Source organism: Vibrio sp. STUT-A16 (assembly GCF_026000495.1).
GTDB lineage: Bacteria > Pseudomonadota > Gammaproteobacteria > Enterobacterales > Vibrionaceae > Vibrio > Vibrio diabolicus.
The window spans coordinates 721866-736281 of record NZ_AP026765.1; the positions used below are offsets into that span (position 1 = coordinate 721866).

The 14416-nt window shown below is 38.2% G+C and carries 16 protein-coding genes and 2 pseudogenes; 12 read left to right on the top strand and 6 right to left on the bottom strand.

The features are described 5' to 3' along the window. Positions 1 to 253: 253 nt before the first annotated feature. The 3 genes and pseudogenes from OO778_RS03400 to OO778_RS03410 all read right to left on the bottom strand — a co-directional run bounded on the left by OO778_RS03400 (position 254) and on the right by OO778_RS03410 (position 2736). Positions 254 to 500 (bottom strand): annotated as a pseudogene (locus tag OO778_RS03400) (hypothetical protein). 60 nt (positions 501 to 560) lie between these two features. Then, positions 561 to 1865 (bottom strand): HipA domain-containing protein, encoded by a 1305-nt coding sequence (locus OO778_RS03405; RefSeq protein ID WP_065274812.1) that lies wholly within the window; start codon positions 1863 to 1865, stop codon positions 561 to 563. A gap of 316 nt (positions 1866 to 2181) precedes the next feature. Then, on the bottom strand, positions 2182 to 2736 hold the full coding sequence (locus OO778_RS03410; protein ID WP_065274811.1) for a hypothetical protein: 555 nt from the start codon (positions 2734 to 2736) through the stop codon (positions 2182 to 2184). Between the two features lie 1017 nt (positions 2737 to 3753). Between OO778_RS03410 and OO778_RS03420 the strand changes: the two genes are divergently transcribed. The 12 genes and pseudogenes from OO778_RS03420 (at position 3754) to OO778_RS03495 (ending at position 12286) form a co-directional block, all read left to right on the top strand. Continuing rightward, positions 3754 to 3915 (top strand): hypothetical protein, encoded by a 162-nt coding sequence (locus OO778_RS03420; RefSeq protein WP_154215390.1) that lies wholly within the window; start codon positions 3754 to 3756, stop codon positions 3913 to 3915. A 306-nt stretch (positions 3916 to 4221) separates the two neighbouring features. Then, positions 4222 to 4929 carry a hypothetical protein gene (locus OO778_RS03425; RefSeq protein WP_065274809.1) on the top strand — a complete coding sequence of 236 codons (708 nt, stop codon included), beginning with the start codon at positions 4222 to 4224 and terminating at the stop codon, positions 4927 to 4929. Between the two features lie 143 nt (positions 4930 to 5072). Further along, the gene (locus tag OO778_RS03435; protein ID WP_065274808.1) at positions 5073 to 5405 is read left to right on the top strand and encodes a hypothetical protein; all 333 of its coding nucleotides are present in this window, start codon (positions 5073 to 5075) and stop codon (positions 5403 to 5405) included. A 145-nt stretch (positions 5406 to 5550) separates the two neighbouring features. Continuing rightward, positions 5551 to 6129 carry a hypothetical protein gene (locus tag OO778_RS03445; RefSeq protein WP_065274807.1) on the top strand — a complete coding sequence of 193 codons (579 nt, stop codon included), beginning with the start codon at positions 5551 to 5553 and terminating at the stop codon, positions 6127 to 6129. Between the two features lie 157 nt (positions 6130 to 6286). Continuing rightward, the gene (locus tag OO778_RS03455; protein WP_065274806.1) at positions 6287 to 7534 is read left to right on the top strand and encodes a DUF3644 domain-containing protein; all 1248 of its coding nucleotides are present in this window, start codon (positions 6287 to 6289) and stop codon (positions 7532 to 7534) included. A 137-nt stretch (positions 7535 to 7671) separates the two neighbouring features. Next, complete coding sequence (locus tag OO778_RS03460; RefSeq protein ID WP_065274805.1) at positions 7672 to 8202, top strand: hypothetical protein; 531 nt, start codon at positions 7672 to 7674, stop codon at positions 8200 to 8202. A 147-nt stretch (positions 8203 to 8349) separates the two neighbouring features. After that, positions 8350 to 9210 (top strand): hypothetical protein, encoded by an 861-nt coding sequence (locus OO778_RS03465; RefSeq protein WP_258470353.1) that lies wholly within the window; start codon positions 8350 to 8352, stop codon positions 9208 to 9210. Continuing rightward, positions 9191 to 9326 (top strand): annotated as a pseudogene (locus tag OO778_RS03470) (DUF3265 domain-containing protein). Before OO778_RS03465 ends, OO778_RS03470 begins: the two are co-directional and overlap by 20 nt. 24 nt (positions 9327 to 9350) lie before the next feature. Beyond that, on the top strand, positions 9351 to 10163 hold the full coding sequence (locus OO778_RS03475; protein WP_258470352.1) for a DUF2971 domain-containing protein: 813 nt from the start codon (positions 9351 to 9353) through the stop codon (positions 10161 to 10163). A gap of 187 nt (positions 10164 to 10350) precedes the next feature. Beyond that, the gene (locus OO778_RS03485; RefSeq protein ID WP_140371615.1) at positions 10351 to 10638 is read left to right on the top strand and encodes a hypothetical protein; all 288 of its coding nucleotides are present in this window, start codon (positions 10351 to 10353) and stop codon (positions 10636 to 10638) included. A 164-nt stretch (positions 10639 to 10802) separates the two neighbouring features. Continuing rightward, a complete protein-coding gene (locus OO778_RS03490) occupies positions 10803 to 11336 on the top strand; it encodes a DUF4145 domain-containing protein (protein WP_065274804.1) in 534 nt (177 codons plus the stop codon). 137 nt (positions 11337 to 11473) lie between these two features. After that, complete coding sequence (locus OO778_RS03495; RefSeq protein ID WP_065274803.1) at positions 11474 to 12286, top strand: hypothetical protein; 813 nt, start codon at positions 11474 to 11476, stop codon at positions 12284 to 12286. Between the two features lie 136 nt (positions 12287 to 12422). Here OO778_RS03495 and OO778_RS03500 read toward each other — a convergent pair whose 3' ends face one another. The 3 genes from OO778_RS03500 to OO778_RS03510 all read right to left on the bottom strand — a co-directional run bounded on the left by OO778_RS03500 (position 12423) and on the right by OO778_RS03510 (position 14351). Beyond that, positions 12423 to 13211: a hypothetical protein gene (locus tag OO778_RS03500; protein WP_065274802.1), complete on the bottom strand. Its 789-nt coding sequence runs from the start codon at positions 13209 to 13211 to the stop codon at positions 12423 to 12425. Between the two features lie 264 nt (positions 13212 to 13475). After that, positions 13476 to 13805 (bottom strand): SMR family transporter, encoded by a 330-nt coding sequence (locus OO778_RS03505; RefSeq protein ID WP_065274801.1) that lies wholly within the window; start codon positions 13803 to 13805, stop codon positions 13476 to 13478. Positions 13806 to 13847: 42 nt separating this feature from the next. Continuing rightward, positions 13848 to 14351: a hypothetical protein gene (locus tag OO778_RS03510; protein WP_065274800.1), complete on the bottom strand. Its 504-nt coding sequence runs from the start codon at positions 14349 to 14351 to the stop codon at positions 13848 to 13850. Between the last annotated feature and the right edge of the window lie 65 nt (positions 14352 to 14416).

Consider the following 14416-nt stretch of genomic DNA (forward strand, 5'->3'; position numbering starts at 1 on the left):
CGCAAGCTGACTGTACTATCACTGTCGTGATTAAGCATCGGATGTGTAAGATTGAGTATGAGTTACTGCACATCACATTATTACACATCAGCAGTGCTAGTCTGCATTAGCTCCATTTCAGTACTTTCATATTTTCATTAGACAACAATTGTGAAAGTTCAGTTAGTGACTCAAATAAAAAAGAGATTAAGACTCTTCATGTGTCACTTTTTCCTTCGGCAATACAAATGATACGTTTACTAGTAAGCTCTTCCTATAGAGTGCCGTTTTTGTTTTCATACCATCCCCACCTTTCATTGCCAACTACTCCCGTTTTTATTGACGTAATCACCTTCAATAAACCTGTCGTGATAACTGGGTATTTGTCATTCATAAAACCGTTACTTCATCGCCAAATTTTATCGTTACAATATCGTTCTTATCGACACTTAACAGAGCGAAAGACTGCCTTGCCTCAAATCAAGAGTCGTATTACTTCCATTGGTTGTGGTTTCAGCCATCTTTCCCTCATTGTTAATGCGTATGTTTATAAAACGTGCAACAATTGTTAGCCAAGATGTTTACTTAATTGTTCTGTTTAACTTTTCGGCGATTTCAGTGGCATGTTGAAATATTGCGTCCTTTACTAGCGAAAACTCCTTTCCAGGAAATCGTTTGTCTATAGAGCTAAGTGCGTTAATGAATTGAGCGAGAAAGGCAGAGATGATTTCACGGCAGTTCGCATTGCTGATACCAAACTGATTAGCTGTCTGCTCTATATGCCGTAAGAAAATTTTGTTGATATGGTATTTATATCCCTTGGATGCTTTCATTCCCATCGATAACTTTAGCTTTCGCTTATTTAAGCCTCTAGTGCCGACAGCAGGGTAAGCCGATAGCAAATCGTAAAATGGCGTGAGTTGATAGCGTCTATTTGAATCAATATGCACAGAAAAGTTCTTGAGATGACCGTCAGTGGCACCAAGAAGACATTGCAAAACCATGAACTTAAAAAAGTCATGATTGTTCGCCTTTCTTTCCGCCGAGAGACTCAAAACATCAACAATTTTGGATACTCCTAGATTACTCTCCGATTGATATTTTTTATGTTCAGGCACACCTAAAATTTGGCAGAAATCTTCTTGGTGTCTACGAGACACGACTCCGTCACCAAAACATCGGTCGAACCGTTCCACAGCAAGAGCTTTAGCTCCTGATTCAGTCGCTATTATCTCTATATTGGGAACGTTAAAACCAAGTTCCTTGGCTATTTGGGTACAAATGAATTCATTCTCAATGCTTCTGCTCATATCTAGTACCGAGTTACTTTGTACAATCGTATCCATTGAATATTTAATAATGTGGCTACTCAGTGATTTCCCTTGAGGTACGTACCATTTACCGTTCAACTTAGTTAAAGTTGTTTTTTGCTGTGTCCCCGAAATACAAGGTCGATAATCTCCAAAGAAAGAGAGAAATGATTTACGTAGTGTAACGAGTTGATCTAATTCACTTCTTGATATCTCTCGATATTGCCATCCAATATTTGGAGGTTCCTTGCTCCCTGTAAATGAAACGCCGCCAGTGCAATCGTGACCAATTTTGGAGAGTAAGGTGAATGCATCTATGGATTGCAAACCTACCGAGTGAGCAAGGCTTAATCGTTCTTCCATTAAATCAGGCAGAAGATTATGCATAAAGTTCAATGCATTAAATGATGAAACCTCTCCCTTTCTTAGTGGCAGACTTAACGAGATCGGGAAATTAGAATCGTATGCTAACCATTCATCAGAATATGAAAATGACCAGTTAGTCTTCGACTGTTGGATAAACTGTCCCACGAGCTTGTTGTTTGTTGCATATGCATAAAGTATAGAGTTGTGCAAATTAACTCCTGAACTACGCTGATTGGGTTATGTTTTTGTAGAAGGTAATGGCATTTTTTATAGCCATCATTTGGGCTTTGAGATCTAATCTACGACCTAGTTGTGACCAACCAGCAGATGTGTAAGAGTTAGTATGAGTTACTAAATGTAGACACATGCTGTTACTCGCCTCATTTAATTTTTATTTTCTTCAGTAACAAGCGACTTAGAGCTAATATATTACCTCTATAGTTGTGCTATTAATCATCAACTTTTACATTTACCATTGTTTTGGTATAGCCATTTTCAGTTAAGAGGCAAAAATAACACTCTGAAGTTACACCCTATTCGATTCTGAACGTAGAGTGTCGATTGTTAGCATAAGGGCATTCAGCATTCCATTTAATTTCGCCGTCTCAAAGTTGACAGTTCGTGTTCGTTCTGCGATGACATTTTTAATTTTTGGAAAGCTTTCACTTAATTCTCTATATGCTTCGGCTTCTCCTGCTAGCTCTGTTTTTTTAGTCTGTACAGAGTCAATCTGAGCTTGTACATGTTCAAGCACCTCCGAGAACTCGTCTACATTGTAATTTCCAGGAATAGAAGGGCTAATACGACACCCTGACATTGGTACAATGGAAATTTTTTGATTCAATATTTTCACAAATTCGGGGTTTTGATCCCACTTCGGGGATAACTGTATAAATAGTCCCTCTTCTTTCAATCGACATATTTGTCGGTAAGCAATTTTTCTCAACTCTTTTTCATCAAACTTTTCGTAACCTATATCGATTTGCTTCATACGTGAAACGAAGTCGTTGAGCGTGATCTTCTCATCACTCTCTAGGCAGTTGTATATGCTAAAGAAGGGTTCTCTTAATCGTACAGTCATTAGGGATGCCTAAGTAGATTATCGTATACCCAATATAATGGGTTGAAATGAAAAGATCAACGTAGGAAAAAGGGGAAATCTAAAAGTAACTTCATCTCGAAGCATCTAAATATTAAAAACCATAAAAATGAATAAGATAGTTCGCGAGTTTGCAAAAAAGCTGCATACCCAAAGAGTCATAAAAAATATTTCCCAAGAGAAACTTAGTTTAGAGTGCGGTTTTAACAAGAAGTTAGTCGGCATACTGGAACGGAGCGAACAGAGAATAACATTGGAAAAAGTTTACATATTGGCTGCCCACTTAGACTGCTCAATATACGATCTTCTACCTTCTGAGGATCCAAACCAGATTGAAGAAATGATCAAAGTAGATAGAGCACCTAAATAAAATAATATATTCAATAGCTTACTTAATGCATCAGTGTCAACGCCAGTCCTCTTGCCAAAAAGGCGCTAACTAGCATCGCGCGAAATTAACGGAAGATATGCACAATGCTTTAAAGCTAGTGTTTTCTATGATCGGTTATTTTACATAAGAAATCGAAAACAAGCTGCTATTCGGATAGAGTCTGTTACCTCGATGCGACAAGAGCCGACAGGTTGCCCTAAATCGGTTCTGCCCCTCTCCGTACTGGCAATTGAGAAGGTATCCCTCTCGCTTGCTTCGAACCTAGTAATTTCCCTGATCAAAAGCTATCCGAAAGGAATTTGGGTAATAGCATTTTTCTGAAATTATAAGGCATCATGTAATCTAATCTCTGTTAACTTTCGTTAACATATTGTTTACGAGTTAAAGTAATATTAAAAAGGTTGCCTTATAAGAATATGAAAGACGGCTAAAAGCCGTACATAAAACGTTATATCTAAGGTCACATTGTTGAACTCTTCAGAAAGGTAACAGTTGCCTAGTTATCAATATTCAGATAGCTTCATAATGTTTGCGGGTAGCCGTAGATGCCCGTAAAGGTGTTCTTTAATACTGCAAACATTCACCCTAAAGGGTGGTTGAGAGGTAAAATGTCAGAAGATAATACTCTACTGATGATTTGCCTTACTTTTGGTTTCGTAATGAGTGCGTTACTTTTGTTGTTTTTTGTTGAAATCCCAGTCAACAATAAAGAAGTAGCAATCGCATTTTTCCAATCGCTAGGCTCGATATCATCAAACATCACTAAGTAGAACTTCTCATTTTGAAAATACCTTTCAGACTGGTTGTAAATAGTACCTAGCTATTCGACACGTCTACTATTTTTTGCGTGGTAGCAGGAGAGATACGTCTCAACCTTTTTCGGGGCTTACAGCCGAAAGGAGTGTATTGACCCCGAACTCTCGCCTTTCAATTAGATATAACAAAGCATTTAAGACGGTTTCACAACGCTTGGCATTTTTGGTTTGCTTCGAATTTAGTGTTTACGGCACAATGCTTTAAGTGCTGTGGGCTGCGTTGCTCACCACTTAATGCGGCGTTATGCAAATGGGATTACTATGATTCGTGAAGTTGAAATTAATCAAAACCACTTTTTCTCGATATTTGCAGATGCAGTATCTTTGTATGATCTGTCGTTGAATGCTGATAGTAGTGACTTGTCTTCTAGGCTCGCTAAAACGAGTATTCTCTCAGTCAACTATGCTCTGGAAGCTGCGGCAAACTCATGCCTTGAGTCTCTTGAATTAACTGAACCGATGAAAGACAAGATCGACAGATTTTCGACTATCGACAAGTTTGACTTCGTCCTGCAATGGCACAACGGTGAAAGTCTCAAGAAAGGAGATAAACATGTCCAACAAATTAGGTCATTGGTCAAACTTCGAAATGACCATGTACATCCCAAAGTAAAATCGATAAGTAAAAAAGTAAAGTCAGAAGCTTTTAACGACAAAATTAGTTATAAGCACGTTGCGATTGAAAGCGATGCCCATCCTTGTTCACTCGATGGTGTTGATTTATATACAAGCTCTCATGCTTTGTTAGCTTTACAGTATCTAGTCGGTTTCCTAAATAAATTCGTGATTGAATGGTGGGGTATATCTTTGGACTTTTCAACAGAGATGTTCATTACTTCATGGGATGGTTCGACTACAGCAGACCGATACTTATATTCAGTGGATGACTTAAATATAGTTCTCAAACATGAGCACGCATTTCGTTTTAAGTTTCTAGGGCTACATGGGATACGTGAGCAATTTGCATAACAAACTGTTCAAGAGGGATTCGCAATGCGTGGCATTTTTACTATGCGTTGAATTTAGTGGTTAAGGCGGTATGCGGCGGCTTTTGTATTGCGTTGCTAATCCCTTAACGGGGCGTTATGCGGTTTGAGGGGTAAGGATCATCAATGGAACACGTAAAGCAGATTTTGGATTCAATTGATCAGGCAATTAAACGTCTGGTTTCTCCTGTTGCGATGCTTGTTGGTGCAGCATTACTTGGAAATGGTCTTGATAAACCTGAAACAAGTGAATTTGGGATATATTTCCTCATGATTTTACTTAGCGTCGGTGCCGTGGGTTATATGTTTTTTTCTGGTCGAGAGGCAATCAATACGTTTAAAGAATTGCCAATAAGTCGTTGGAAAGTAGCAATATTAGCGGTCTATTTTATGTTGATTTACCTAGTGTTATGTGTTGCAGCTGTTAAGTTGGGTTTTGACAAGTTACCCACCGCATAACAAATTGTTCAAGAGTGATTCGGCACGCGTGGCATTTTTACTATGCGTTGGTTTTAGTGGTTAGGGTGTTATGCGGAAGCATTGGCATTGCGTGCCTCACACCTGAACAAGGCGTTATAGCGATTGTTGAGCTAGGAGTATTAGTTTGCAGTATTTTGATTTGCCAGATTTAAGTAGTGATTTGCTAAAGAAGCTAAGGGTGAAAGACTTAGTAAAGATTCCAGTGAGTCCCGATGTAGATGCTTTGCCAAAAAATTGTTTAAACAACGTTAATTCTTATATCGAAAAGCATGGCGGTTGCGTACAACTGGGATGGATTTTTTCTTGCTTGGGCAATATAGCAATTAAAATGACCGCTCATGCTGTTGTTAAGTTACCTGACAACTCATTAATCTGCGTTACGCCAAATGAATATCGGTCAGGCTTATTAAAGTTTGCACCAGATAATTCAGTGGAAAATATGATTAATGACAACTTTCTTCCAACTAGGTTTGTAGCTTTGATCGACGACCAGTCTTTAACAAACTACATTGGTATTGAAGTTGAACAGGATCAATTGAGGTTGCATAGTAAAGGTATTGTAGCTGCCTATGACTTACAGCAGTTTCACATGCGGGCATCTTTGCTTTATCCAGCCATTTTAAACCTAGCCAAAAAACACACTGGTAAAAATGATCGATGTTATTGTGGTTCTGGGAAAAAGAATAAAAAGTGTTGCGGATAAATCGTTATAACAAACTGTTCAAGATGGATTCGCAACGCGTGGCATTTTTGCTATGTGTTGACTTTAGTGTTTAAGTTGGTATGCGGCCGCTTCGGTAATGCTTTGCTCCCCCCTTAACAGAGCGTTAAGTGGCTCAAGTAAGTCAGGAGGAATAAAATTGAGTAGGTATGATAAAGTTGATTTGGCTTATGCATTTCTTTCCGCAAAAGAAACTGAGGGTGAGTCATTTACAATCGATGAACTGGCTAAGGTTACGGGTTGGAAAAAACAGACATGTGGGACATATCCATCTAAACGTTGGCACCAATATGTACAAAAGGACGGCTCACACTATTTAACTACTGGTATCAAGTTTCTAAGTAAAGAAGAGTTTAGAGCTGTTCATAGTCAAAAATTACAGCAAGTTGCTGATCAATCAGCAAAAGGCATGTTGCTTCATAAAGCCAGAGAATTTGCCTTACTAGCTGTTTCTACATATAACAATCCTTATACAGAATTTAAAACCTACGGTTATATCGTAAATATTGTTATTGCATATACAGCATTATTCCATGCGATCTTTGAAAAGAAAGGCGTTAATTATTTCCATCATAAAGATGGAAAACCAGTCATCATTGATGGAGAAGAGAAAGCATGGGAGTTAATGGAGTGCTGCAATAAATATTGGAACGGTGAAGAACGTCCTGAAAAATTCAATTTACAGTTCTTAATCGGACTTAGAAACAAAATTGAGCATAGAAGCCTTCCTGCAATAGACCTTGCTGTTGCTGGTGAGTGTCAAGCAGCCTTGATCAACTTTGAAAATTTACTTGCAGAAGAGTTTGGTGATTCTCATGCTCTTAGTACAAACCTAGCTATTGCCATGCAACTAAGCCGTGTATCGGAACAGGCTCAAATTGATGCAATGAAGCAACTTCAAAAAGAAAACTACAAAGTTGTTCGTCATTACATGGAAACGTATCGTGCAGATTTAGAAGACAATATTGTTGAAAGTCAGCAGTATCGTATTCGTGCCATGTTGGTTCCAAAGCTAGGTAATCACGCCAAATCCTCTGATATCGCTGTTGAGTTTATTAATGTAAGCAAGCTATCCGAAGAAGAGTTACAAAATTACGAACAAGGGGTCGCTTTCATCAAGGGCATTGAAAACCCTTACAAACTGAAACCCTCAAAAGTTATGGCTCTTGTTCGTGAAAAAATTCCATTTTTTAACATGTCACTACATACGAAGTGCTGGAAATTCTTTGAGGCTCGTCCTAGAGACAATGCACCAGCTTTTAAAGGTGAATATGCTTCATTTATTGAGGGTTTTGATGGTTATTTATATACAAAACAATGGGTTACATTTTTGACAAAAGAGCTTAAAAAACCAGAAGTATTAGCTAACGTGAAAAAAGCCACTTAACAAAGCATTTAAGAGTGATTCTCTACGCTTTGTATTTTTCATTCTATCGTTGAGTTCAATGTTTACGGTGGTATGGCCAAGTTTCGTGGTCGCGTTGTTCACACCTTAATGCGGGGTTATATTTACAAGGAGTTTCAGTGGCAATTACATACTTAGAAATTTTAGATACAACTGTAAAAATAGGGCTAGGTGCGTTAATTAGTGGTGTCACAACGTGGAAGGTCACACAACTCCAACACAGAAATGACGATGAAAAGCAGCGAAGAACTCGTAAAATGGAAAGTTTAGAGTCGGTTGCAGAACAAGTAGAAGTTTTTTCTCATGATGCAATGGTGTATTGGGCGAGGATCGTTGATTTTACACGCAGAAAAAATAGTGGCTCTAAACTGGGCGATGAGTTCCTAAAGGAATTAAGTGAAGCTAGAGCTAGCCTTTATCGCTCCTACAAAAATCTAAACAGTGCTGAATCAAAATTGTTGTTGCTAGGGTTATCTGAAAGTCAGCGAACACTTCGAGCCTTTGGGGAAGCGGTATCTAGCTTTTACGCAGAGGTATACATTGGCGACCATGGAAAGCCTTTAGAAGAAGTTAAGCTATGGCGCGAAGATATATTGGAAAACCGCAGAATATTCTTCGAAGATCTAAATTTAGCTTATGAGAAATCGTAAATATAACAAACAGTTCAAGAGGGATTCAGCACGCGTGGTATTTTTGGTATGCGTTTGATTTTGGTGTTGAAGTGCCATGCTGAGGCTTGGTCATTGCGTGCTTCCCCCTTAACTGGACGTTAGCAGTCTTAAATGTATGGAGTTAATTTGAAAGTTATAAATAGAATACAAAGAAACCCTAAAAGAACGGTTAAATGGCAGTACTTAAAGTTTATAAGGTTAAATCGAGAGACCAAACCGTTAATATTGTATCCAAGCTACTTCTCCATATTTTTAATTTTAGGCTTTTTAGTGTTAGCAAGTTCGAAGGACCTTTTATCGAAGGACATCAACGAAATAGGAGACTCTGTCGCAGGTTTATCAGGCGTGCTTGCTTTTTTGTGGCTTATCGTAACAGTGTTACTCCAAAATCGAGATTTGAACCTTCAGTACAACGAAATTAAAGATATGCGAGCCGCAAGTGAGAGCCAAGCACAATCCTTAAAATCAAGCCAAGTTTTTCAAACACTAGAGTTCCTTGAAGTTAAGCTTGAAAACATTTCTGAATATGTTTGCCAAAGACGAAATCTTGTTATTAAAGAGTTGGAAACTTTTAGTAAAGAAAATGGTACGTTATACAATGGAAAAACGATGTTAGACCTTGCTGATGCAATGGACTATTTTATCATCAACTCTAGTGACCCAAACGCTCTTAAGTTTGAGTTATCAAATATTAGAAATGACTTTACATATCAGTCATACCTTAGAGTTCAAGCGATCTATATGAACATTGAGGAGGTTGTAGTTGCATATAACTCTCTGATGATAAATGTGCCAGAAAACATAAAGTCTCAAATCACAGATTATATCAATGCCCACAAAATGTATCTAATGGTCGATTGGTACGACAAAATGTTGCCCTACACTGAAAGACTATATCGAGTTTTAATGCGTGCAGCCGTTGAGCATGGGATTGGTACGGAAGCGAATAGGCATCTACTGAAAATCTTTGCGGATCAAGACAGCTAAAAAATTGTTCAAGAGTGATTCGGCACGCGTGGCATTTTTACTATGCGTTGGTTTTAGTGTTTAAGGTGGTATGCATAGGCTTCGGTATTGCGTGCTTCACCTTAACAAGGCGTTAGTTGCTTCGAGGAAATAGGTTAATCATGATTCTTTATAAATATATGTCATTTCAGGCTGCTTCGAAGGTAATGAAGAATAGCTCAATAGGCTTTTCTTGTTTAGAAGACCTTAATGATCCGTTTGAAGGTACAGCTATCTGTTTTAAAGAATCAGATACATTGAGTAGTAAGCTACAGAAAAATCCGCACCGCAATCGCCTAAGTCATAATTATGGGGTGTTGTCTCTTACGCGCAACCCGCTAAATCCTCTTATGTGGTCACATTATGGTGATGACCACAGAGGTGTCGTCATTGGCATTGATATGAAAAAGGCTAACTTGCTGGATGAAAACTCATGTGTAATTCCTGCCCAATATGGTGAGATAGTTTACACATCAACCATGCCACAAAATATACTCCCGACTTCAAGCGCCGAGTCACTAATGTCTATAGGTACAGAATATAAGTGTTTCAGACATCATAATTACGATCTGTTTAAAAACGCATTTCTCTTGAAAGATCTAACATGGGGATACGAAGAGGAGGTGAGAGTTGTAAAAAATATTAATGGCTCTCAGAGATCTCGTTACTCAGCTTGTAAGTTTGAAAATGAAGCAGGAAAATGGAACCAAGTAATAATTCTGGGGCGTCCATTGTATTGCTTATCAATTCCCAAAGAATCAATAGTTGAAGCATATTTAGGTTGCTCTACCTACAGCAATGTTACCCGTTTGGGTATGAACGAAGATGATTACCATAATATCCGAAAAGCTTGGAAATCAAGTGGTGTAAATGTTCAATTGGTACGCCGTAAGGAAGGGACTTGGAACTTAGAAGTTTCTGATTACAAAATTTAGAACGCAACTAACAAACTGTTTAATAGTGATTCGCAACGCGTGGCATTTTTACTATGCGTTGATTTTAGTGTTTAAGGTGGTATGTGGCGGCATCGGTATTGCGTTGCTCACACCTTCACATGGCGTTATGCTTTTTGCGAAGAAAAAGTGGCTGGTTTTCATTGATTTTCAATAAAAAGGACATGATATGAAAAAAGTAGATTTATCATTGGCTGGGAATTACCTACATGAATCCGATGACTTAGGCGCATTAGAAAAATTTCTGACACCGAATGATTCTTTCTCAAAAACATCTATGGACTGTGCTATGTCGGCTTTGTTTGGTCGTATAGGAAATGCTCTTGATATTGATGAAGCGGTGTATGATCAGCTCTCCAACACAAACAAGTTTTACCTTGCCCGAGGAGCTTTTCCAGATCGTGAGCAAGAGTTGAGAGCTTACATTCTTGAAAGGTTTTATAAGTTCATTAGCTAACTTGAGTACAAGCATAACAAAGCGTTTAAGAGGGATTTGGCACGCGTGACATTTTCAGTTTGCGTTGGGTTCAGTGATTAAGTTGCTATGCGGTAGCTTTTGTAGTACGTGCCTGTCCCCCTTAACGCGGCGTTAGCTATCAGTGTGTCAATTATGGAGTTTTAATGAAAGATTATGGTCAAGTTGTAGATATATTAAAAGGTGAAAGCGATCGTGGTGCAGTGCTTATTGCGGCTTCCATGATTGATGTAGCACTAGAAAACCTAATAAAAGAAAAGCTAGTTGATAGCGATAAGAAAAGAGACCCTATTTTTGAGCATAATGGTTCGCTAGGAACTTTCTCTTCAAAAATAGAAATTTCGTATAGGTTGGGACTAATTACGAGCAAACAGCAGTTAATGTTCAATACATTTCGAAAGCTGAGAAATGTATTTGCCCATAGCTCAACTCCCTTAAGTCTCGATGATGGACCGATTAGGGATCAGCTAGAAGCTATGTTTGCACATAACCCTGAACTTAAAAATCTATATATCGACGCAGTACAAGCTACTAATAAGCACCATAACATACCTCAAGAGGACACATGCAATACCCTAAGGTCAGGGCGCTTTCTCCTTAACATGGTTTTTTCTTTGGAAATATTAAAGTTAACGAATGCGCGTGACAGCGTTGCAAAGATAAAGCGAAATGATGGCTAACAAAGCGTTTAAGACGGATTCCCAACGCTCGGCATTCTCGGTTTTATTTAGCTTTAGTACTTACGGAACAATGGTTTCGGTGTGGTGGTCTGCGTTGCTCACCACTTAACGCGGCGTTATACGTTTTAGGAGTTATCATGAATGGGACTTGCTCCTTATGTCGGAAAAAAGGCAGGCTATTAGATAGCCATTTCATGCCTAAGTCTATCTATCGCGTGATAAGCCAAGGATTTCCGAGTGATGGGCAAAATATGGTGTGGGTCTCGGGTCGAGATAAAAGCGCAGCATATACATCTAAGCAAGCAAAAAAGCACTTGCTTTGTGCTAGTTGCGAATCAAAACTTTCTAAGTTTGGTGAAGATGCAGTACTCCCACTTATTGCTCGTCGTAACGGTTTTAAGCTTGCTACAAAAATCACTAAATTTAAAAAATTCGCAAACTATAATGAGGAGACTTGGTTTCTCCCCCCAAATGTCAAAACTGCAAGCCACTTTATGTATTTTGCCGTTAGTATTGCTTGGCGAATGTCGGTAACAGAGTGGAGTCATTATGGCATGCCGAAAACTAGTGGCATTATTCGACATAACTATATGAACTGCTTCTCAGAATTTTTGCTAAATGGTACTGCTAAAGATAGCTCTTTAGATTTGTTTTTAGCTGTTTATGTAGACAATCAGGATGTTACCTATCCAGTTATGGCATTCCCAACAGTGAAAAGTCATGATGGCTATCAACATGTTGTGTTTCATATACCTGGCCTGAGGTTTAGTTTAGTGGTAGGCAATCTATCTGATAGTGGTGTTAAAGAAATTTATTCATCGAGTGACAGTAATGTGTTGTTTATAAGTAGAAGCTTAAAATCTACCCCTGACTTTCAAAAATTAGTGCATTTCTTACAAAAAGAGGCTAGTGCTAAAGGAAGGTTGGCTGTGGAACGAAAAAACGTATAACAAAGCATTTAAGAGTGATTCCCTTTAGTTCAAGGTTGAGTTTTGTGTTTACAGCGAGATGGTTTAGGTCTGGTGGTAGCGTTGCTCACACCTTAACAGGGCTTTGTATTTCTTTGATCATCCCTGTCGGGTGTCATTAATTCTTGGAAATATATAGCTCTTTTTCAACCAGTATTCGTAAATGTTCCATTTCAGAATCTATTGATTTTAGTAATTTTTTGTACTCTGAAATGATGTGTTCATACCACTCAGATTCGGTCAGTCCTTCCTGTTCATAAACGTGCCAAGTATATGAATTATCTTTAAAATGCTTTGAAATCAACTCCTTAAGAAAATCAGCTACTCTACTGACTTCTGGTGATAAATATAACGACTGTAATTCTATATTCTTCAAGCACTTTTTCATATTTAGGATGTATGTGCTTTTCTTCGCATCTTGTTCTTTTATATATTGCTCAGTGTTATACGTTTTGTTAAACCAGTCTTTTTGCTGCGCTATTTCGATCTCTGCATTTTCATAGAAGCTATTTATAATGTCCTCAGGGGTATGAGCATCAAAGCTACCAGCAAATCCACAGTAGTTGAGAAAGATTTCATAGTAAGTTTCATCTATCGAAAGTCGTTCTGATACAAACTCTTTCATATCAAGCATATTTGCCCAAACTTGGTCATATGCTTCTTTTTTGGGTTCCCATAGCTGCTGCTTAGCCCAAGTTTTTTGAGCTAGCTCATCTCGAATTGTTTCAACTACTTCTGTGTTTTGAGCAAGCTGCTCTCTTAGAAAAGACTGTTCTTCACTTAGAGCACGTAGCTCGCCTTTTTTAGGTAAATATCCTTTAGTCAAGAATCCGATGCTTAATACTTGAACTAAGCCCACGATTACGATTATTAGGACATCAGGAACAGAAATGTCAGCAAATGCCATGACTACTTTTTACAATTGGTTGTTAATATAGGTTAATAATGCCTGAGGAAAGCAGATGTCTCAAATAGAGTCTTAAGCACCGAAATATAACAAGCGTTTAAGGTTTCAAGATACTTTTGCTAATCTGAGATAGGCGGCTTATCAGATTTCGCGTAACTCGCTTCTGTCTATTTGTTAGCTACGATACCAACACTTCCACTGTATGATCTAGTCGTGACTAGCCAACGGATATGCAAGGTCGAGTATGAGTTACTACATTTCAGGTTAGTGTTTTACTGATGTTGAAAATATGTTCATTACAAATACTCCAGCAATAATCAAGAGCATCCCAATGATGACTGCTAAATCTAACTTTTGATTGAATACAACAGTTCCTACGATTGCAACGAGAACGACCCCAAGCCCAGACCATATAGCGTAAGCAACTCCAACAGGAATGGCTTTTAGTACTAGTGATAGAAAATAAAAAGCAACTCCGTAACCAATAATTGCCACAATGCTAGGTAATGTTTGGGTGAACCCTTCTGATGCTTTTAGAGCACTTGTTCCAATCACTTCTGCAATTATCGCAATTGTAAGATATAAATACCCCATAATGCTTTCTTCACCTTAACTTAGAGATGCGGATTTTACTTTTTATAGCATGCTCAATAAGCCAGAAACACTAGCTCCTAATACGCTAGCAACAGTGCTGTTTTCAAGTAACTGCTTTAGCTTGTTTTTTGCTTCAGTATCATCACTGGAGGCTACCTTTTCAACAAGCTGTTGAATATTGATCGTGGTGTTTTGGGTGTTTTCGTTACCAACTTGCATTTGTTCTGCTGAGATTGACCCAAAATTATAAGTGATACTTTGAATCATTTTTTCTGCTTCTTGAATGCTTAGGTTTTGGTGCTTGATTTGGTAATGAGCCTTGATACTACCAAAAGATTCGTGAAAACCAGGATCTATTACCTTGTAGTTTGAGATACTTCCATTACTAGCTCTTCTTTGAATGAGATCTCCTGATTCAATTAAAATATCAGAGCGATGAATAAAGGTCATTTTTTCTTGAACGCTGGCTTTTATCCCTTTAATTGTTGGCTCACCATTTGCTTTGATAATATCTATTGTGTCATTCATCATTTCGCTGAAAGGCATATAAATCCCTTAATAAGTTACATTAAAATGAAATTTGTTTTTTATTGTAAGCTATTGAGTTGTGT

Coding starts and splice junctions, on each gene's coding strand:
- OO778_RS03410 (WP_065274811.1), bottom strand. CDS start 2,736: ATGACTGTACGATTAAGAGAACCCTTCTTTAGCATATACAACTGCCTA.
- OO778_RS03420 (WP_154215390.1), top strand. CDS start 3,754: ATGTCAGAAGATAATACTCTACTGATGATTTGCCTTACTTTTGGTTTC.
- OO778_RS03425 (WP_065274809.1), top strand. CDS start 4,222: ATGATTCGTGAAGTTGAAATTAATCAAAACCACTTTTTCTCGATATTT.
- OO778_RS03435 (WP_065274808.1), top strand. CDS start 5,073: ATGGAACACGTAAAGCAGATTTTGGATTCAATTGATCAGGCAATTAAA.
- OO778_RS03475 (WP_258470352.1), top strand. CDS start 9,351: ATGATTCTTTATAAATATATGTCATTTCAGGCTGCTTCGAAGGTAATG.
- OO778_RS03485 (WP_140371615.1), top strand. CDS start 10,351: ATGAAAAAAGTAGATTTATCATTGGCTGGGAATTACCTACATGAATCC.
- OO778_RS03490 (WP_065274804.1), top strand. CDS start 10,803: ATGAAAGATTATGGTCAAGTTGTAGATATATTAAAAGGTGAAAGCGAT.
- OO778_RS03495 (WP_065274803.1), top strand. CDS start 11,474: ATGAATGGGACTTGCTCCTTATGTCGGAAAAAAGGCAGGCTATTAGAT.
- OO778_RS03500 (WP_065274802.1), bottom strand. CDS start 13,211: ATGGCATTTGCTGACATTTCTGTTCCTGATGTCCTAATAATCGTAATC.
- OO778_RS03505 (WP_065274801.1), bottom strand. CDS start 13,805: ATGGGGTATTTATATCTTACAATTGCGATAATTGCAGAAGTGATTGGA.
- OO778_RS03510 (WP_065274800.1), bottom strand. CDS start 14,351: ATGCCTTTCAGCGAAATGATGAATGACACAATAGATATTATCAAAGCA.